This window comes from Microcella sp., from assembly GCF_046296455.1.
Classification (GTDB): domain Bacteria; phylum Actinomycetota; class Actinomycetes; order Actinomycetales; family Microbacteriaceae; genus Microcella.
Window position 1 is genome coordinate 114,241 of record NZ_JBKBLF010000001.1, and the last position, 19,239, is coordinate 133,479.

A 19,239-nucleotide genomic window follows, 5' to 3' on the forward strand; every position below is an offset into this window, starting at 1 on the left:
GGCCAGGCAGCTCAGGGGGAGGGCTCGATCTGCACCTGCACGGTGACCTCGACCCCGTCGCGCACGAACGTGAGCGTCGACCCCGAGAGGAACTGATCGATCGGCACCCGGACGACCTGTCGAACCGCGCGGTCGTACCCTGCCGCACGAGGCAGAGCGGTCGGGCACACGTCGTCGTCACCCCCGACGGAACCCGGCGTGAAAGCCTCGACGTGCACCGACACCTCGGTCGACCGGGTGAGGTACGCCGACCGGACGTCGTTCTCGAGAGGAGACGTCTGCACGCCTGCCCCGCACGAGAACCATTGACGGCGCGACCGGTCGTTCTGCCACACAGCAGCGCCGATCGTGACCGAGTGCTCACCCAGGATCACGGGGCCTCCGTCGAGGCGACGCACGGAAACGTCGGTGCGAACCTCGACCGGTCGAGGGTCGACGAAGACGACACCGGCCGGCCAGGTGAGGCCCTGCAGACCGTTTCCGTCGTAGACGCTGATGTTCCCGTCTCGGTCGGTGAGGGTGAGGACGAGCGAGTAGGCCGTGCGGGCATCCACCGTTCCCAGATCGATGACGTGCCGGTCGGAGAAGGTGGTCTCGCGGATCACGGGGACGTCGACCTCGACGACGCTCGCGTCGCCCGAGAAGGAGTAGTCGACCGAGAACGTGCCGACCATGGTGACCTCGCGATCGGTCACGATGGTCGCGGTCGCGGGGAAGGTGATGCCGTCGGCCTGCGGCGCCCCGATCTCGATGCCCGAACTGCGGTCGAGCACGGGTCGATCGACCTCGGCGAGGGGCACGTCGTCGCGCACCCAGTCGGTGAACCACGAGTCACGACCGTCGACCCAATCGATGCGCAGCCGAACCCAACTGCGGTCGTACGGCGCGCATCCGTCGCCGAGGCACTCCCGCTGCGCGGGCAGGGGAACATCGGCGAACGTCGGAGCGATCGATTCGCATCCGACCCCGCATTCGCGTGCGTCGATGATGTGCACATACGGACGGGCCGACGAGCGAGGCGCACCATCCTGCCGGGTCGAGACGATCAGGGTGTTGTTCCACCGCCAGTCGGGGGCGTCGGCGAACCCCGTCGCGTCGCACAGCACGTAGTCGGTCGCGAGAACGGGCCCCCAGAAGTCGGTACCCCACCCGCCGCAGTACGACTCGCCGAATAGCGCGGTTTCAGAGAACGAGCCACCCAAGCGGGCCTCGAGCAGCACGGGATTCGCGAGGACCCACCCGTCGAGATCGGCGTCATCGACCGAGATCACGGGGTAGGCGAGGTCGGGGCTGTGCAGCACCTCGCCGAAGACCTGATCAGGAATGTTGCCCGACCACGTGTGCGACTCGACCCAGCCCGCGCAGACCGTGATCGTCGAGGCCTCCGGAACGGCGAAGGCCGCCGCATGCCGTTCGATGAAGAGGTCGTTGTAGCCGGCCTCCCGCAGCTGCTCTCGCGACGAGCTCTGCATGGCCTGGTCGATGGGCTCGATTGCGTTCTCGATGTTGTCGAAGTCGCAGGCGAGGGGCGGTTCGCCAAAGGGGACCGCGAAGGCGAGAAACCGCACGGTCGCGACATCGCCCGTCGCGACCGAGATCATGACCGCGGTCGGCGTGATCGGCTCGACCCACGAGGGCGGGATCGGATTCGCGTCGTACCACTGCAATCGCTTCTCGAGGCGAGCGGTGCCGCCCGTCTGATCGACAGCGTCGATGACCGCGGTGCCCTGCCACGCGGGCGAGAGATTCGTCAGCGCGACGCAGTGCGCGATGAAGTCGATCGCACCGGCCGCGAGCCAGGCCGATTCGGCCTCGTCAGAGGTCGTGACGGTGATCGCGCGTGGCGCTCCGTCAACCACATACGTGATGTCGAGCACGACGGGCCGGGTCGAGAAGACCTGGAACTCCCATCGGTCGCGAGCGTTGGCCTCCGGCGCGCAATCAGATCGGTCGCTCGCCCGCAGCTCGAGCGGCGGGCCGAAGGGCAGATCGAGAACGGTCGCTCGGCCGCCGTCAGGGCACTCGCCCTCGACGGGCGGCAGAGCGGCGCAGGGGTCGGCCGCGATCGCCGCGCGTCCGGCGCTCGGCAGCAGGTCGCGCGCGAGCAGAAGCGCGCCCGGATCCGCGCGGTCGAGTGCCCGTACCTCGTCGATCGTTTCGAGCATCGCCGACCGGGCGGCCACCGCTGACGCGGGGTCGGCGGTCACGACCTGGGTGGGCGCCAGCAGTTCGTCGATCGGGGGGTCGTCTCCCGACCGGTCGAGTGCGAGCGGCGTGATGCCCGAGCTCGTGGGCAGCACCCACGCGTCGAGCAGTTCGGGTTCGACGATGCGCGGAGCAGCGAACGGAGCGGCGATGGCGAAAGCGCCCACCCCCACCGCGATAGACGTGACGCCGGCAATGACGGGCATCCAGATTCGGCGAGGTATCACGGCGGCTCTCTCGTTAGATGAGGCAGTCGACCGGCACGGTGAGCCCGGCGGGGGCGCTCACGTTGCCGGCGGCGTCGACCGCCGTGATCGTGAACTGCACGGGGCCCTGAGTGCCTGGTCCGGTCGCGTCGAAGGTGAAGACCCACACCGAGCCCGACCGGGTCGCGGTCGCCTGGCCCGTGTACGCGCCGCTCCACGTCGCCCTGACGCCTGTGACGCCGACAGCGTCAGCGGCGGTGATCGTGATCACCGTCGCCGTGGGGTAGGTGTACCCGTCATCGCACGCGACGATCGGGTGCTGCGAGACGACGCTGGAGATCGTGGGGGCCGTGCGGTCGCGCGCTGGCTGCGACGGCGACGGCGACCCGTCGGAGTCATCGACCGGGGGTTCGCTCGCCACCGGTTCGGCGGCAGGGGGCGCCGAGTCGGCCACGATCGTGACCGACGCGCACTGCCCGCCGATCGGCACGGCACCCACCGCGGCGGCCTCGCCGTCGTCGATCACGATCACGGTCGCCGGAACCCAGAGCAGCTCGGTGAGACGCTGCGGGTTGCGCACGGCCACCCAGTCGGCGTCGTCGCTCTGTGCCACGACGAGCACCCGGTCGCCCGCGAAGAGCTCGCTCACGACGGGGCCGTCGACACACGCGTGGGCGGCCGTCGATTCGATGAGCCCGCCGATTCCGGGGTCGAGCGGTTGGGGCGCCGCGAGAACACCCGAGAGCGCGATGCTCGCTCCCGCCACGCCCGACACCGCCACGGCACCCGCCGTGATGAGCCATCCGCCCAGTGCACTGAGTGCCATGGGCCCATCATGACGGTCGAATGACCGCAACGCTATGGTGAAAAGGAGTATTCGTCGCGAGCGCTACAGGTTCTTGACGGCCGTCAGCACCTTTGTGAGCGAGTCTTTGGCGTCGCCGAACAGCAGGGTCGTCTGCGGTTCGAAGAGCAGGTCGTTCTCGATGCCCGCGAAGCCGGGGCGCATCGAGCGTTTGAGAAAGACGACCTGACGCGCCGAGGCGACGTCAAGGATGGGCATGCCGTAGATGGGCGAGCCGGGGCTCGACTTCGCGGCCGGGTTGACGACGTCGTTCGCGCCGACGACGAGCGCGACGTCGCAGTTCTTGAACTGCGGGTTGACCTCGTCCATCTCGGCGAGCACCTCGTAGGGCACGTTCGCCTCGGCGAGCAGCACGTTCATGTGCCCAGGCATGCGCCCCGCGACGGGGTGGATGCCGAACACGACCTCGATGCCCATGGCCTCGAGCGTCGTCGCGAGCTCGGCCATCGTGTGCTGGCCCTGCGCGACCGCGAGGCCGTAGCCGGGCACGACGATGACGCGCTGCGCGTAGCCGAGCAGGATGGCGACGTCTTCTGCGCTCGAGCTGCGCACGGGGCGGTCGCTCTGCGCGGTCGAGCCGGCGGTCGAGCCGCCGCGGAAGGCCCCGAAGAGAATGCCCACGACGCTGCGACCCATGGCCGAGGCCATGGCGCGCGTGAGAATGGTTCCGGATGCTCCCACGAGGGTGCCCGCGACGAGCAGCAGCGTGTTGCCGAGCACGAGGCCCGAGGCTGCCACCGTCAGGCCCGTGAACGCGTTGAGCAACGAGATGACGATCGGCACGTCGGCTCCGCCGACCGGCAGCACGATGAGCACGCCGAGCGCGGTGCCGAGCGCGAGCAGAACGTAGCTGGCGGTCGCGTCGCCCGTGAGCACGAGCCACACCGCGCTCGCGAGCGAGCCCAGCGCGACGAGCGTGATGACGACGGGCGCGCCCGGGAAGACGATCGGGCGGGTCGGCATGAGCTCTTGCAGCTTGGCGAAGGTGATCGCCGAGCCCGAGAACGACACCGCACCGACGAGCACCGTGAAGGCGACGGCGATGACGGCGCCGAGCTCGTCGGCGACGAGCGGCAGCTCGAGCAGGGCGACGAGCGCGGCCGCGCCGCCGCCGACGCCGTTGAACAGGGCGACGAGCTGCGGCATCTGGGTCATCTTGACCATGCGCGAGGCCGGCACCGCGATGACCGTGCCCAGGGCGATGACGCCGAGGATCAGCAGCACGTTGTCGAGCTCGGTCGAGAGGAACACGACGACCATCGCGAGCAGCGCGCCGAACGCGCCGATGAGGTTGCCGCGTCGCGCCGACTTCGGCGACGACAGGCCCTTGAGGGCGAGGATGAAGCAGACGGCCGCGACCAGGTACAGCACAGCGGTCCACTCGGGGCTGAGCACGATCACTTCGACTCCTCGCGATCCTTCGCGACGGCGGGCTTGCGACCGCCGAACATCTCGAGCATGCGGTCGGTCACGACGAAGCCGCCGACGAGGTTGACGGTCGCGAGCAGCACGGCGATGAGGGCCACGACGAGCACCGGGGTGCTCTCGGCCTGCCCGGCGACGATGACCGCGCCGACCAGGATGATGCCGTGGATGGCGTTGGCACCCGACATGAGCGGGGTGTGCAACGTGCTCGACACCTTGGAGACGACCTCGAAGCCGACGAACACCGAGAGCACGAAGAACGTGAGCAGGGTGATGGCGTCCATTACTTGCCCTCCTTACGGTCAGCGAGGGCCGCGGCCGTCGGCTCGTGCCGCACGACCCCCTCGTGGGTGAGGCAGGCCCCCGCGACGACCTCGTCGTCGAAGTCGGGAACGAGCGCGCCGTCACGCGTCATGAGCGCGATGAGGTTCGCGATGTTCTGGCCGAGCAGGCGCGAGGCGTCGAAGGGCATCGTCGAGGGGGCATCATTCATACCGACGATCGTGACGTGGCCGCCCGTGACGGGAACCAGAACATCGTCGCCGGGCTTCGCGCCCTCGACGTTGCCGCCGGTCTCGGCGGCGAGGTCGACGATAATCGAGCCGGCGGCCATGCCTTGCACCATGCTCGCGGTGATGAGGCGCGGCGCCGGTCGGCCGGGGATGGCCGCGGTCGTCACGATGATGTCGGCCTCAGCCACGAAGGGTGCGAGCAGCTCGCGCTGCCGATCGGCGCGATCGGCGGCGAGCTCTTTCGCGTAGCCGCCGGCCGCGTCGGCCGCGGCATCGAGATCGAGGTGGATGAATGTGCCGCCCATCGACTGCACCTCGTCGGCCGAGGCCGAGCGCACGTCGTAGGCCGAGACCTTCGCGCCGAGGCGCTTGGCGGTCGCAATGGCCTGCAGTCCGGCGACACCGGCCCCGAGCACGAGCACCCGGGCCGGCGGGATCGTTCCCGCGGCGGTCATGTACAGGGGAAGAAAGCGGGGGAACCGCATCGCGCCCTCGAGCACGCAGCGGTAGCCCGCGACGAGCGCCTGCGAGGTGAGGGCATCCATCGACTGGGCGCGCGAGATGCGCGGGATCAGCTCGAGCGAGAACGCGGTCACTCCGCGATCGGCGAGCGCCTGCACGCCGTCGAGCTCGCTCGCCGGCGAGGCGAACCCAACCGTGATCGCACCCTTCGGCAGCGTCGCGATGGTCTGGCGGTCGAGCGGGCGCACATGGGCCAACACGTCGACTGTCGACAGCGGGATGCTCGCCGCGAGCTCGGCCCCCGCCTCGGCATACGCGGCATCGGGGTACCCGGCCGCGATGCCCGCCCCCTTCTGTACGGTCACCGCGTAGCCCGCGGCGACGTACTGGGCGACGGCCGCGGGGGTGGCCGCGACGCGGCGCTCCCCCTCGATCGGCTCGCGCCGGATGGCGATCTTCATTCGTGCTCCCGTTCGACAATGAGTGGAGACACGGCCAGAGTATCCGCCGCGTCGCCCGCCGACCCCGATGGTCGGCCCCGGGGCCGTGAAAGAACCGCCGAAAATTGCTGCAGCGCAGATTCTGCTCAGGCGAGGATCGACACCGGGTTCTCGATGCGGGCGACGAAGGCGGCGAGCCAGCGCGCGGCGAGCGCGCCATCCAGCACCCGGTGGTCGGCCGAGAGCGTCACGGTCATGACCGTGCCCACCTCGAGGACCCCGTCGACGACGACGGGGGCCGGCCGCGCGGCGCCGACCGCGAGGATTCCCGCCTGGGGCGGGTTGATGATGGCGCTGAAGGCTTGCGTGCCGAACATGCCGAGGTTCGACACGGCGAAGCTGCCGCCCTCGATCTCGTGCTGCTTGAGGCCGCCGTTGCGCGCGCGCGTCGCGAGGTCGCCGATCGCCGCCGAGAGCGCCGTGACGCTGAGCGACTCGACGCCGCGCACGACGGGGGTGACGAGACCGTCGTCGAGCGAGACGGCGATGGCGATGTCGGCCGTGCGGTGGCGCAGCATGCCCTCGTCGCTCCACGTCGTGTTGGCCTCGGGCACGTCGACGAACGCCGCCGCCACCGCCTTGACGACGAGGTCGTTGACCGAGATCTTGACGCCGTCGATCGCGTTGATCTCGCGCCGCAGCTCGAGCAGGCGGTCGACCCGGCAGTCGGCTGTGAGGTAGAAATGCGGAACCGTGCTCTTGCTCTCGGTGAGACGGCGCGCGATGGTCTTGCGCATGCGCGAGGTCGGGATGAGCTCGGGCTCGAGGCCCGCGGCAACCGGCGCGGGAGCGGCGGCCGCAGCCGCGGGAGCGGCCGCCGAGGCGGCGGCCGGTCCGGACGCGAGCAGGGCCTCGATGTCGCGCCGCACGATGCGGCCGCCCGGTCCCGATCCCACGACGCCATCGAGGCTCAGGCCCTTCTCGCGGGCCAGGCGGCGCACGAGGGGGCTGACGAACCGGCGAGCGCCGGAGTCGACGGTGGTCGCGGGTGCCGGGGCGGCGGTCGGCGCCGCTGCTGCAACGGGCACGGCGGCAGTCGGCGCCGCCGCGGCCGACGGGGCCACCACCACAGAGTCCCCGTCGGACGCGGCAGGCGGTGCTGCCGCGGGAGAGGCAGGGGCCACCTCCCCCGCCTCCCCCACGATTGCGATGGGAGCGCCGACGTCGACGGCGTCGCCCTCCCCGATGAGCAGCTGCAGCACGGTACCGGCCGTCTCGGCCATGTACTCGACGACAGCCTTCTCGGTCTCGATCTCGGCGAAGGGCTGGCCCACCGCGACCTCGTCGCCAGGAGCGACGAGCCACTTCTGCACGGCCGCCTCGGTGACATTGGCGAGCACCTCGGGCATGCGAATGGTCGTGGCCATCAGGCACCCGCCCCGTTCGCCACGATCGCCTGCAGCGCGGTGACGACCTCGTCCGTGCGGGCGATGGCCGCCCGCTCGAGCACGCGCGAGATCGAGGGCGACGACTCCTGCCCCGTCACGCGCTGCACTGGCTGATCGAGCCAGTCGAAGAAGCGGCGCTGGATCTCGTCGGCGAGCCATCCGCCGTAGCTCGTGCCCTGGGCTCCCTGCTCGACGATGAGCACCGCGTTGGTCTTCTTCACGCTGGCCTCGATGGTCGCCCAGTCGAGCGAGGCGCGGTCGAGCCAGCGCAGGTCGATGAGCTCCGCATCCACCCCCGTCTGCTCGATGGCTTCGGCGCAGTGCCGCACCATCGAGAGGTAGCTGATGACGGTGACGGCCGAACCCTCGCGGCGCACCGCGGCGGTGCCCGGCGGGATGATGTAGTCGAGGTCGCCCGCGATGATCTCGTCTTTCTCGGCGTACAGGTCGACATGCTCGATCACGAGCACCGGATCCTGCAGCGCGAGTGCGGCGTTCATGAGCCCGACGTAGTCGGCCGCCGACGAGGGGGCGACGATGCGCCAGCCGGGGCTCGTGGCGAAGATGCCGGCCGGGTCCATGAGGTGCTGCGAGCCGTAGCCCGATCCCATGGCGACCTTCGTGCGCAGCACGAGCGGCACGGGGTTGTCGCCGCCGAACATGTGGCGCGCCTTGCCCACCTGGTTGAACACCTGGTCGGCGGCGACCCACATGAAGTCGGGGTACATGAACTCGACGACAGGACGGAACCGCCCGTCGAGGGCCAGACCGCCGCCGAGGCCCATGAAGGCGTTCTCGCTGATCGGCGTGCCGAGCACGCGGTCGGGGTAGGCGGCGGCGAGGCCCTTGGTCGCGCCGTTCGTACCACCCTTCAGGCGGTGGATGTCCTCCCCCATGATCACGATGCGCTCGTCCTCGCCCATCCGGCGCTCCATCACCGCGGCGACGGCGTCGACGAACTTGGTCTCCTCGCGCGCGGCGTCGGATCGGCTCGGATCGAGCACGCGCAGGGCGTCCAGCTCGCTCGCGTCCCCGCGCACGCCCACGTTGACGAACGCGGTGTCGGGCCAGAGCTCGGGGCGGATGCGCCGGCGACCCTGCTTCTCGGGGTCGGCCTCGAGCAGTTCGGCGGTGGCCGCATCCATCGCGGCGACGGCCTGGGCGCGCACGCTCTCGATGCCGGCGTCGTCAATGAGGCCGAGCTTGATCATCTCGGCGGCGACCCGGTCGAGCGGGTCGCGCATCTTCCACTCCTGCTCTTCTTCTTTGGTGCGGTAGCCGAAGGCGCTGCCCGGGTACGGCCCGTTCTGGTGGAAGAAGCGGTAGACCTCGGCCTCGATGACGACCGGGCCGTTGCCCGACCGCATGTGCTCGATGGCCTCCTGCATCGCCAGGTGCACGGCGAGCGGGTCCATGCCGTCGACGCGCCACGAGGGGATGCCGAAGCCCTGGCCGCGCACCGAGAGGCGCGTGTCGGCCACGGCCTCGTCGATGTGGGTCGAGACGGCGTAGAGGTTGTTCTCGATGAAGAAGGCGACGGGCAGCTTCCACGCGGCGGCGAGGTTCATCGACTCGAGCACCGAGCCGATCTGCGCGGCGCCGTCGCCGAAGTAGTTGATCGTGAGGTCGGTCGTGCCGGCATGCTTCTGGGCCCAGGCGTTGCCCGTGGCCATGGGGGCGCCGCCGCCGACGATCGCGTTGGTGCCGAGCGCACCGGCCTCGAACCACTGCAGGTGCATCGATCCGCCGCGGCCGCGGCAGTAGCCCTGCGCGAGGCCGAGGATCTCGGCGAGCGTGCGCTGCAGCACGGTCTGGATCTCGGCGGTCACGAGCGCGTCGAGGGCGAGGCCGCCCTGCGCCACGTGCGTGAGCGCCTTGGCGAGGAACTGGTGGTGGCCGCGGTGCGAGCCGTTGACGGCGTCGGTCGAGCGCAGGGCCACGATCGAGCCGACCGCGCCGCCCTCCTGCCCGATCGACGAGTGGGCGGGGCCGTGCACGAGGCCCTCGGCGGCGAGGTCGAGCACGCGCTCTTCGAAGGCGCGGATCAGGTGCAGCTGCCCGAGCATCGTGGCGAGCAGGGCCGGGTCGGCCGCCTTCCAGTCGGCGGGCGTGGTCGTGATCTCGACCCACGGAACCTCGGTCTGCAAACGTCGTTGTTTCGCCATGGGAGCGAGAATAGACAACATTGCATCCAATCGCAACGACTTGATGGAGAAAATCGCGCGCAACGCGGCTGTTTGGGGATATATTGCATCCACTGTTCGCTCCCACCCCGCCTGGAGGCCCCGATGGCACTGCCCGGACTGCGCGGCACCGAGCACATCGGGTTCACGGTGCCCGACCTCGACGAGGCGCACCGCTTCTTCGTCGACGTCATCGGGTGCGAGTACGTCTACACGCTCGGCCCCTTCGCGCGCGACGACGACTGGATGCGCGAGCACCTCAACGTGCACCCGCGATCGGTCATGCGCGAGCTGCGCTTCTACCGCTGCGGGCACGGCCCGAACTTCGAGGTGTTCCAGTGGGAGCCGGCCGACACCCAGCTCGCCCAGCCGCGCAACAGCGACATCGGCGGCCACCACCTCGCCTTCTACGTCGACGACCTCGATGCGGGTGTCGCCCACTTGCGCGAGCACGGCATCCGCGTGCTCGGCGAACCGACCGCGAGCCGCAATGCCAGCGAGGGTCAGCGCTGGGTCTACTTCCTCAGCCCCTGGGGCATGCAGTTCGAGCTCGTGAGCTTCCCCTCCGGCAAGGCCTACGAGCGCGACAGCGACGTGGTGCTGTGGCACCCCGCGCGTCCGGCAGAGTAGAGCGGTGACCCCGCCCCGCGAACACGGCGCCGCCGCCGCCCACGTCGCCGACCGCATCCGCGAGGCGATCATCCGCGGCGAGTACCCGCCGGGCGCCCGCATCCGGCAAGAAGAGCTCGCCCTCGACGCCGGGGCCAGCCGCGTGCCGGTGCGCGAGGCCCTGCGCATGCTCGAGGCCGAAGGGCTCGTCACCCTCGTCGCCAACACGGGAGCCTGGGTGTCGTCGCTCAGCCTCGGCGAGTGCCAAGAGATCTACCGCGTGCGCGAGCGCGTCGAGCCGCTGCTGCTGCGCATGAGCGGCCCGAGCCTCGATGAGCCGACGCTGCAGCGGCTCGACGAGCTCGCCGCGCAGATGGCCGACTCCGACGACCCCGAGACCTTCCTCGAGCTCGACCGCGCCTTTCACCTGCTCACCTACGCGGGCACCACGACCGTGGTGCTCACCGAGCTCGTGCACCGCCTCTGGAACCGCACGCAGGCCTACCGGCGCGTGTACACGGGCCTCATGGATGCTCGCGCGCGCCGCACCGTGCACGACGAGCACCGGCTCATCGTCGGGGCCCTGCGCGACCACGACATCGACGCGGCCGAGTCGCTGCTCGCCGGCCACATCCGGCGCACCCGGCGCCAGCTCGCGAGCCACCCCGAGGTGTTCGCGGCGAGCGACGCGTCGAGCTAGCCGCGCTGCTCGGGGCGCAGCGCCTTGAGCGCCTGCAGCACCTCGACCGCCGAGGCCGGCGCCCGCACCTCGCCCGTGTCGTCGTGGCCCAGGTCGGCGAGCGTTTGATAGGCCATCTCGCGGCGGCCGATGACGAACCAGATGCCGCGCGCGGGAACATCACCCGCATTGATGTAGAGGTGCGGCCGCGAGGCGTCGAAGCAGAACGAGTCGCCGGGGTCGAGCTCGTAGGTCTCGAAGTCGACGCGCAGGGTCAGCCGCCCCTCGAGCACGACGCCGTACTCGAGCGCGGCGTGCCGCATCATCTTGCCCTCGACCGACGACGAGGCCGACGGAGCGTAGGTGACGATGAGCGGGTCGGCGATGGCGCTGTCGCCGACGGCGAGGCGCTCCCACGTGACGCCGTTCTCCATCTCGATGACGGGGTTGTCCTCCCGGCGCTGCACGATCGAATCGCTGCGCCGGTCGCCGTCGGGCCCGGGCGCGCTGTCGGCCGAGCTGACCGCGCTCAGGCCGAGCGGCGCGGCCGTGACCCGGCTCGTGCCCATGAGGCCGTCGAGCGAGATGCCGAGGTGGTTGACGAGCGCGTAGAGGGTGCTGACCGAGGGCTGGGTCTTGCCCGTCTCGACCTGCGAGAGCAGGCTAGCCGAGACGCCCACCGCCGAGGCGACCGCGCGCAGGCTCAGCTTCTTCGATTCCCGAACGCGCCGCAGTTCGGCGCCGAGATCGAAATGCATGGGTCGCCCTTTCGTCGTGCACGGGATCAGCATTGATCGACAGCCACGGTGAACAAGACTGTTGATCGAGCATAGCCGACGGAACGGTCTACCCGGGCGGCGCGCGGGCTCGTCGCCAGCCCGCCGCACGGTCAGCGCCCTGTCGCGCGCCAGTGTGAAGCGATACTGTACAAAGGCGAGGGTGGACACCGCGCCGACGAACGAAGTGGAGACGATCGTGCAGCACAACGACACGAGCAGCCCCGCCGCCGTGGCCTTTCTCGGGCTCGGAGCCATGGGGCGCGGCATGACGGCCCGGCTCGTCGATCAGGGCTACGACGTGCTCGTCTGGAACCGCAGCTCTCAGCCGGCCGAGCAGCTCGCCGCCGAGCACAGCGCCGTGGCGCGCGCCGACTCGGTCGAGGCGGCCTTCGCCGAACGCGCGGTCGTGCACTCGATGCTGAGCGACGACCGCGTCGTGCTCGATGTCTTCAGCGACGACCTGCTCGCGGCCGTGCCCGCGGGTCGCGTGCACGTCAACCACGCGACCATCAGCCCCGCGGCGGCGGCCGAGCTCGCCGAGCGGCACGCCCGGCACGGCGTCGCCTACGTGAGCGCGCCCGTGCTCGGGCGCTCGACCGTCGCCCACACCGGTGCGCTGCTCGTCGTCGCCTCGGGCGCCCCGGCCGCGGTCGCCGCCGCGACCCCGTCGATGCAGGCCCTCGGCTCGCGCCTGTGGAGCCTCGGCGACGACCCGCGCCTCGCCGCCGTCGTCAAAATCGCCGTCAACTACTCGATCCTCAACGCCCTGCAGTCGATCGCCGAGTCGGTCACCCTCGTCGAAGCAGGCGGCATCGACCCGAGCACCTTCGTCGAGATCCTCACGCACACGGCGTTCAGCGGCTCGGCCCACAAGGGGTACGGACCGATCATCGCCGAGAAGCGCTATCAGCCGGTCGGTTTCGCGATGTCGCTCGGGCTCAAAGACCTCACCCTCGTCGAGGATGCGGCGGCCGAGCTCGGCGTCGCGCTCCCCGTGGCTCCGGTGCTGCACGAGCTCTTCGAGGCCGCGCTCGCCGACCCCGAGCTGGCGCAGCTCGACTGGTCGGCCGTGGCCGAGATCACGCGTCGTCGGCGCGGCTGAGGCCAGGCATCCCGATCGCACAAGAGAGCCCGGCGGCGCCGACCCGAACGGCGCCACCGGGATCACCACGACCCGGCGCCACTGGCTCGGGGCCGATGACGCCGGGCGGGACTCGAGCGGCTACTTGCCGCCGCGGCCGTCGACCGTGTTGAGGTGCGACTGCGAGTCGCGCAGCGTGCTGAGCTCGCCGCCGACCGAGTAGTAGCGCTTGCCCGCGACGAGCAGCTCTTCGGCCGGGAACTTGGTGATGACCTCGCAGCCGGTGGCGGTCACGACGACCTCTTCTTCGATGCGCGCCGCACCCCAGCCGTCGGCCGCCGGCCAGTAGGTCTCGAGCGCGAAGACCATGCCCTCCTCGAGCACCTCGGGGTGGTCGAACGAGGTCAGGCGCGAGAAGATCGGCTTCTCCCAGATCGAGAGCCCGACGCCGTGGCCGTACTGCAGGGCGAACGCGGCCTCTTCGTCGGGGAACCCGAACTCCTCGGCCTTGGGCCACACGGCGACGATGTCGGCCGTCGTGGCGCCGGGCTTGACGAGCGCGATCGCGCGGTCCATGTACTCGCGGGCTCGCGTGTACGCATCCTTCTGCGCCTGGCTCGCCGAGCCGACCGCGAAGGTGCGGTAGTAGCAGGTGCGGTAGCCGTTGTAGCTGTGCAGGATGTCGAAGAACGCGGGGTCGCCCGGGCGGATGAGGCGGTCGCTGAACACGTGCGGGTGGGGCGAGCAGCGCTCGCCCGAGATGGCGTTGACGCCCTCGACGTACTCGGAGCCGAGGTCGTACAGGGTCTTGGCGACGAGGCCCACGGCCTCGTTCTCGCGCACGCCGGGCCGCAAGAATTCGTACAGGTTCTCGTAGGCCGCATCCACCATCGACGCCGCCTGCGTCAGCAGCCGGATCTCGTCGTGGGTCTTGATGCGGCGCGCCTCGAGGAAGATCTGCTGGCCGTCGACGACCTGGATGCCCTGCTGCTGCAGTGCGAACAGGATGGGCAGCTCGATCACGTCGACACCGAGCGGCTGGTCGGCGACCCCGAACTTCTCGAGCTCGCGCTTGATCTTGCGGGCGACCTCTTCGGCGATGCCCGCGTCGGGCGGGAAGGCGCCGCGCAGGGTCGAGATGCCGGCGCGCGCCCCGCTCTCGAGGCGCGGGCGCTTGGCGCCCTCGTGCGGCGAGTGCGGGTCGGCGTCCATCTCGGAGGTCGTCACGTCGAGCCACGGGTTGTAGAGCTTGTGGTGCTTGGCAGCCGAGCCGAAATCCCACGAGATCGGGTCGGTGTTGCGCGTCAGCAGGCTGAAGCGGATGAGCTTGTCCATCGCCCACGTGCCGATGTGGGTCGCGGTCATGTAGCGGATGTTCGAGAAGTCGAACGCCAGCAGCGCACCCACGTCGGAGCGGTCGAGCTGCGCCTTGAGCTTCGCGAGCCGCTCGTCGCGCAACCGATCGAAATCGATGCGTGCTTCCCAGTCGACGCCGTTGGTGCCCGTGGTTCCCGTGTTCTTCATGGTCTCAACTCTCCTCGATGAATCCCGTGATGGTGTGCAACCGCTCGATGCCGCCGTGGCTACCCGGCCGCGGATCGAGCGTCGGCGCGGCGTCGGCGCCAGGCGACGATGATCGGGATCAGGGCGGCCAGGATGACGAAGACGCCCTGCAGCCAGTATTGCCACGAGAGCCCGAGCGAGAGGAAGCTCAGCGCGCTCGTGATGGTCTGCAGCAGCAGTCCAGCAGCGGCGACGGCGATCGCCGAGCCCGAGCCGCCGAAGATGCTCGCACCCGCGATGACGATGGCGGTCACCGAGGTGAGCGTTAGCGCTTGGCCGGTGTTCGCGTCGCCGATGCCGGTTCGCGTGTAGAGGATGAGCCCCGCGATGGCGGCGAGCACCCCCGCGGCGACGGCCGCGTAGAAGCGCATCCGGTCGACGTTGACGCCCATGCGGTTGGCCTTGACCGGGTCGGAGCCCGCGGCCCGCAACCCGCGGCCGAGGGTCGTGCGCTCGATGACGTACCAGAGCCCGACCGCGAGCACGACGGCGACCATGAGCACGACGGGCACCCCCGCGATGACCGTGCCGATCGCCGACATGATGTCGCCCGTCGCCGAGCCGCCGGGGGCGGGACGTAGCACCTGGGCCACGCCCACGACGGCGATCGAGGTCACGAGGGTGGCGATGACCGGTGGCAGGCCGAGCCTCGTCACGAGCAGACCGTTGACGACGCCGACGACGAGCCCCGCGACGAGCGCGAGCACGATGCCGAGAGCGAAAAGCCCGGGGCCGCCCTGCCCGAAGAACGAAACGACGACGGTCGAGAGCGCCACGACCGAGCCGATGCTCAGGTCGATACCGCCCGTCATCACGACGAGCAGCTGCGCGAGCCCGACGAGGATGATCACCGACGACGCCGCGAGCAGCTGGCTGAGGTTGAGCGGGCTCAGGAAGGCTGACGACACGAGCGTCGTCGCGAGGCTCAGCGTGAGCGCCAGGGCGAGCAGCACGGTCGCCTGGGTTCCCCCGGGCCCGAGCGGCGAACGCCGACGCGGCGCGGTCGCCGCGGTGATCGTGGTCGACTCGGAGGTGTCGGTCGAGAGCACTGCGGCGCCCGTGATGGCGCGCTCGGTGACCTTGCTGCCGTCGAGAACCGTCTGCACGCGGCCGCGCGAGAACACGGCGACGCGATCGCACAGGCCCTCGAGCTCGACGGCGTCGGTCGAGAGCACGACGACCACCGTTCCCTGGGCGGCCATCTCGCGCAAGAAGGCGTAGATCTCGACGCGCGCTCCGGCATCGACGCCCTGGGTCGGGTCTTCGACGAGCAGCACGCGCGGCGCGCCCAGCCGGGCCCGCGCCAGCAGCACTTTCTGCTGGCTACCGCCCGACAGCGAGACGATCGAGGTCTCGAGCGTGGGGGTCTTGACCGCGAGGCCGGCGATGGCCTGACGCGTCAGTCGGTATTCCTGGCCCCGATTGATCACACCGAAGGGCATGGCCTCGCGCAGGGAGGGCGCGACGACGTTCTCGCGGATGGTCATCTTGCCGAACATGGCTTCGCCGATGCGATCTCCGGGCAGGTACACGACGCCGGCCCGTTTGGCGGCGCGCGGGTTCTTGAGCGAGATCTCGTCGCCCGCGAGCGACACGGTGCCCGACCGCACCCCGTGGCCGCCGAGCGCGCGCAGCACTTCGCGCTGGCCGTTGCCCTCGACCCCGGCGAGGCCGATGATCTCTCCGGGCCGAGCCTCGAAGCTGACGTCGGTGAACGCGGCAGAGGTGAGGTTCGCCACCGAGAAGACCGGGGCGACTCCGTCGTCGACGGCGGCCTTGTCGGGGAAAGTGGTCTCGAGCGAACGCCCGACGATGAGTTCGACGATCTCGTCCTCGGTGTAGTCAGAGACCACGCCGCGACCGACAACACGGCCGTCGCGCAGCACCGTGAGGTCATGGGCGATCTCGACCACCTCGGGGATGCGGTGCGTGATGTAGACGATCGCCGTTCCGTCGGCGAGCAGCTCGGCGATGCGGTCGAAGAGCCAGCGGGTCTCCTCGGGCCCGAGGGCCTCGGTCGGCTCGTCGAGCACGAGCACCGAGGGCTTGCTCGCGAGTGCGGCGGCGATCTCGACGAGATGCGCATCGCGCAGCGAGAGGCTCGACACGAGCGCGGCGGGGTCGACCCGCAGCCCGAGCTCGCTGAAGTGGGAGGAGAGCCACGCGCTCGCCGCACGCTGGGCGGGGCGGCGCGATTCGGGAAGGAGCAGCATGACGGCGTCGAGCACCGACAGGGCGGGAGCGAGCGCAGGCGTCTGGTAGACGATCGCCAGGCCGCGCTCACGGGCATCCCGGGTGTGCATCCGGGGCAGTTCCTCGCCGGCGAGGCCGATCGTGCCGGAATCCGGCACGACCGACCCCGCGGCGATTCCGACGAGCGTGGACTTGCCCGCGCCGTTCTCACCCAAGATCGCGTGAACCTTGCCCGGGGCGACAGCGACGCTGACATCGTCGAGCGCGCGAACACCGGGGTAGGTCTTGGTGATACCGGAGAGAGTGAGTGCGAAGTCCATGATCATCGGTTCTTTCTCGTGCTAGTTGAACAGAGCCGCGATCTCGTCGGGCGTGAGGAGGGTCGACGGCGTCGCGTCCGGCGGAGCGTCGGGCAGGCACGCGTCAGCGGGCAGCACCGAACCCGGAGCGGTTCCGGTCGAGTCCTCGTAGATGGCCAGCTCGTAGATCGACGGCTCGGGGTTGCTGCCGCCGTAGTACGCCGCCACGGCCTTGCGCAGGGCGACACGGCCGATCCAGGTGCGCGACGACACGGTCGCCAGCTCGTACGAGGGGTTGGTCTCCTTGAGCGCCTCGAAGTTGCAGCTCAGCGAGTTGTCGTCGGTCGTCGCCAGCAGCGGCAGCGAGAGCCCAGCGGCCTCGTAGGCGCGGATGACGCCACCCGCGGCTGCGCCGTAGTCAGCGATGATCGCGTCGATGTCCGGGTACTGCGCGAGCAGTCCGGCCATGGCCTGCTGGGCCTGGGCAGGGTCCCAGTTGGTGACGACGGGCTCGGGGGTGAGCAGCGTGACCTGCGGGTTGTCCGCGAGCACCTCCTGCAGACCGGCGAACTCCTGCGTCGAGACGAGCGCGCCAGCGGGGCCACCGAGGAACACGATGTTGCCGCCCTCGTCGCCCAGCTGGTCGACGATCCACTCGGCCTTCGAGATACCGACGAACTTCGGGTCCTGGTCGGCGTAGTCGAGGTAGTCGACACCGGCCTCTCCCTGCGGGTCGGAGGCGAAGTTGATCACGATCGACCCGGCCTGCGTGGCCTGGCGGATCGCGGGCAGGTGCGCCTCGCCCGGTCCAGCATCCGGGATCACCAGGATGATGTCGGTGCCCTTGGCCGCGAGGCTCGTGATGCCGCTCGTGGTCGTCTCGAGGTCGAACAGACCCGCGACGAACTCAACGCTCTCGATGAGCGGGCACTGTGCGGCTTCGCTCTCGATCTCGGCCAGCACGGTCTTCGACCAGCTGTTGGTGCCGATGCCGTCGACGACACCGAGCGTGATGGGGTCGCCCTCCTCGGGGCAGACGTCGGCCATGGTGATGAACTGGTCGACGGTGCCGACCGATCCGGCGGCGATGTCGGCGACGAGGTTGTTCGGCGTCTCGCCCTCTTCGGGCGCCGTCGAGTTGGTGGACGAGCAGCCGGTCACGACGAGCGCTGAGACTGCCAGCACGGACGCGATCGGAATGAGCCTGTTGCTCATGATCTTCATGACGCACTCCTCATTGAGTAGTTGGTGCTAGGGATGGGTTTTGCGATTGAGCCGAAGGATCGAAGAGATCCGACTCGAGTTGCCGCCCAGCTGAAGCTGGGCAACGATCCCGACGCCGATGATGAGCGCCTGGACGATGTTCTGCACGGCTGTCGCCTGCGTGAAGGTCTGCACCAGCTGGCTCAGCTGGGCGAGGAAGAGGGCGCCGAGCGCCGTGCCGACGACGCTGCCGCGCCCTCCCGTGAGCGCCGTGCCCCCGAGCACGACCGCCGCGATCGACGGCAGCAGGTAGTCGTTGCCCGCCGTAAGCGTCGGCGCGCGCAGCAGGCCGGCGAGCAGCACGCCCCCGGCGGCCGCGAGCAGGGTCGAGAGCCAGTAGGCCGAGACGATGTAGTTGCGGGCCGAGATGCCGATGTTGCTCGCGCTGCGCGGGTTCTCACCGACGAGCTCGAAGCGGCGGCCGACGCGGGTTCCCTTGAGGATCACGTGCACCGCGACGACGATGACGAGCGCGAACCAGGCGAGCACCGGGACACCCCACACCCGCGTGAGCGCGAAGCTGCTGAGCTCGTCGGTGGTCTGCGCGTTGAACCCGCCCGAGATCGCCTGCACCGCGCCGATCATGAGCGCGTTGCTCGCGATTGTCACGACGAGCGGCGGCAGGCCGAAGACCGCGATGACCACGCCGCTCAGCAGCCCGAACAGCGACGTCGCGATGATGGCCACGACGATCGCGGTCGGCAGGCCCCAGTTCTCGTCCGAGCCGAACTTCGCCACGATGAGCGCGCTGAGCGTGATCGCGCCGGGTACCGAGAGATCGAGCCCGCCCTGCTGGATCACGAGCGTCTGCCCGACCGCCACGATGGCCGTGAGCGCCGCGAACGGCAGCATCGAGATCACGGCCGTTTCGCTAACGCTGCCGGGCGCGATGAGCGGGCTCACCGCGAACAGCACCGCGACGGCGACGAGCGCCCGCGTTCCGGGCCACGACCAGATCGTGCGCCCGAGCGAGGCCCGATCGACGATCTGCGGCCGCGTCGGTGCGGGCTCGGTAGTGGCGGTCATG

General features: G+C 70.1%; 15 protein-coding genes. 3 read left to right on the forward strand and 12 right to left on the reverse strand.

The features are described 5' to 3' along the window. Positions 1-11: 11 nt before the first annotated feature. From ACK4HH_RS00520 to ACK4HH_RS00550, 7 genes are all read right to left on the reverse strand, one after another. Positions 12-2,432, reverse strand: a complete 2,421-nt coding sequence (locus ACK4HH_RS00520) for a hypothetical protein (protein WP_409647175.1) — start codon at positions 2,430-2,432, stop codon at positions 12-14. 13 nt (positions 2,433-2,445) lie between these two features. After that, a complete protein-coding gene (locus tag ACK4HH_RS00525; protein WP_409647178.1) occupies positions 2,446-3,237 on the reverse strand; it encodes a hypothetical protein in 792 nt (263 codons plus the stop codon). Between the two features lie 63 nt (positions 3,238-3,300). Continuing rightward, positions 3,301-4,677 carry an NAD(P)(+) transhydrogenase (Re/Si-specific) subunit beta gene (locus tag ACK4HH_RS00530; RefSeq protein ID WP_409647181.1) on the reverse strand — a complete coding sequence of 459 codons (1,377 nt, stop codon included), beginning with the start codon at positions 4,675-4,677 and terminating at the stop codon, positions 3,301-3,303. Further along, complete coding sequence (locus tag ACK4HH_RS00535; RefSeq protein WP_409647184.1) at positions 4,674-4,985, reverse strand: NAD(P) transhydrogenase subunit alpha; 312 nt, start codon at positions 4,983-4,985, stop codon at positions 4,674-4,676. Before ACK4HH_RS00535 ends, ACK4HH_RS00530 begins: the two co-directional genes overlap by 4 nt. Next, positions 4,985-6,136, reverse strand: coding sequence for a Re/Si-specific NAD(P)(+) transhydrogenase subunit alpha (locus ACK4HH_RS00540; protein WP_409647187.1), 1,152 nt, complete (start codon positions 6,134-6,136; stop codon positions 4,985-4,987). The genes ACK4HH_RS00535 and ACK4HH_RS00540 overlap by 1 nt, the downstream gene beginning before the upstream one ends. Before the next feature lie 125 nt (positions 6,137-6,261). Continuing rightward, positions 6,262-7,542 carry a dihydrolipoamide acetyltransferase family protein gene (locus tag ACK4HH_RS00545; RefSeq protein ID WP_409647190.1) on the reverse strand — a complete coding sequence of 427 codons (1,281 nt, stop codon included), beginning with the start codon at positions 7,540-7,542 and terminating at the stop codon, positions 6,262-6,264. Continuing rightward, the gene (locus ACK4HH_RS00550) at positions 7,542-9,728 is read right to left on the reverse strand and encodes a thiamine pyrophosphate-dependent enzyme (RefSeq protein ID WP_409647193.1); all 2,187 of its coding nucleotides are present in this window, start codon (positions 9,726-9,728) and stop codon (positions 7,542-7,544) included. Before ACK4HH_RS00550 ends, ACK4HH_RS00545 begins: the two co-directional genes overlap by 1 nt. A gap of 123 nt (positions 9,729-9,851) precedes the next feature. Between ACK4HH_RS00550 and ACK4HH_RS00555 the strand changes: the two genes are divergently transcribed. After that, positions 9,852-10,376, forward strand: a complete 525-nt coding sequence (locus tag ACK4HH_RS00555) for a VOC family protein (RefSeq protein ID WP_409647196.1) — start codon at positions 9,852-9,854, stop codon at positions 10,374-10,376. Positions 10,377-10,380: 4 nt separating this feature from the next. Then, the gene (locus ACK4HH_RS00560) at positions 10,381-11,055 is read left to right on the forward strand and encodes a GntR family transcriptional regulator (protein ID WP_409647198.1); all 675 of its coding nucleotides are present in this window, start codon (positions 10,381-10,383) and stop codon (positions 11,053-11,055) included. On the opposite strand, the gene ACK4HH_RS00565 is transcribed toward ACK4HH_RS00560, so the two are convergent. Continuing rightward, positions 11,052-11,792 carry a cupin domain-containing protein gene (locus ACK4HH_RS00565; protein WP_409647200.1) on the reverse strand — a complete coding sequence of 247 codons (741 nt, stop codon included), beginning with the start codon at positions 11,790-11,792 and terminating at the stop codon, positions 11,052-11,054. The two genes, ACK4HH_RS00560 and ACK4HH_RS00565, sit on opposite strands and share 4 nt — an antisense overlap. A 181-nt stretch (positions 11,793-11,973) precedes the next feature. On the opposite strand from ACK4HH_RS00565, the gene ACK4HH_RS00570 reads away from it, so the two are divergent. Then, positions 11,974-12,915: an NAD(P)-dependent oxidoreductase gene (locus ACK4HH_RS00570; protein WP_409647203.1), complete on the forward strand. Its 942-nt coding sequence runs from the start codon at positions 11,974-11,976 to the stop codon at positions 12,913-12,915. 120 nt (positions 12,916-13,035) lie between these two features. Here ACK4HH_RS00570 and ACK4HH_RS00575 read toward each other — a convergent pair whose 3' ends face one another. The 4 genes from ACK4HH_RS00575 to ACK4HH_RS00590 are packed head-to-tail and all read right to left on the reverse strand — an operon-like array spanning position 13,036 to position 19,238. Continuing rightward, the gene (locus tag ACK4HH_RS00575; protein ID WP_409647205.1) at positions 13,036-14,418 is read right to left on the reverse strand and encodes a M24 family metallopeptidase; all 1,383 of its coding nucleotides are present in this window, start codon (positions 14,416-14,418) and stop codon (positions 13,036-13,038) included. A gap of 59 nt (positions 14,419-14,477) precedes the next feature. Beyond that, positions 14,478-16,970: an ATP-binding cassette domain-containing protein gene (locus tag ACK4HH_RS00580; RefSeq protein WP_409647207.1), complete on the reverse strand. Its 2,493-nt coding sequence runs from the start codon at positions 16,968-16,970 to the stop codon at positions 14,478-14,480. 21 nt (positions 16,971-16,991) lie between these two features. Next, the gene (locus ACK4HH_RS00585; protein ID WP_409647209.1) at positions 16,992-18,173 is read right to left on the reverse strand and encodes a substrate-binding domain-containing protein; all 1,182 of its coding nucleotides are present in this window, start codon (positions 18,171-18,173) and stop codon (positions 16,992-16,994) included. A 27-nt stretch (positions 18,174-18,200) separates the two neighbouring features. Then, positions 18,201-19,238, reverse strand: coding sequence for an ABC transporter permease (locus tag ACK4HH_RS00590; RefSeq protein ID WP_409647211.1), 1,038 nt, complete (start codon positions 19,236-19,238; stop codon positions 18,201-18,203). Position 19,239 lies beyond the last annotated feature (1 nt).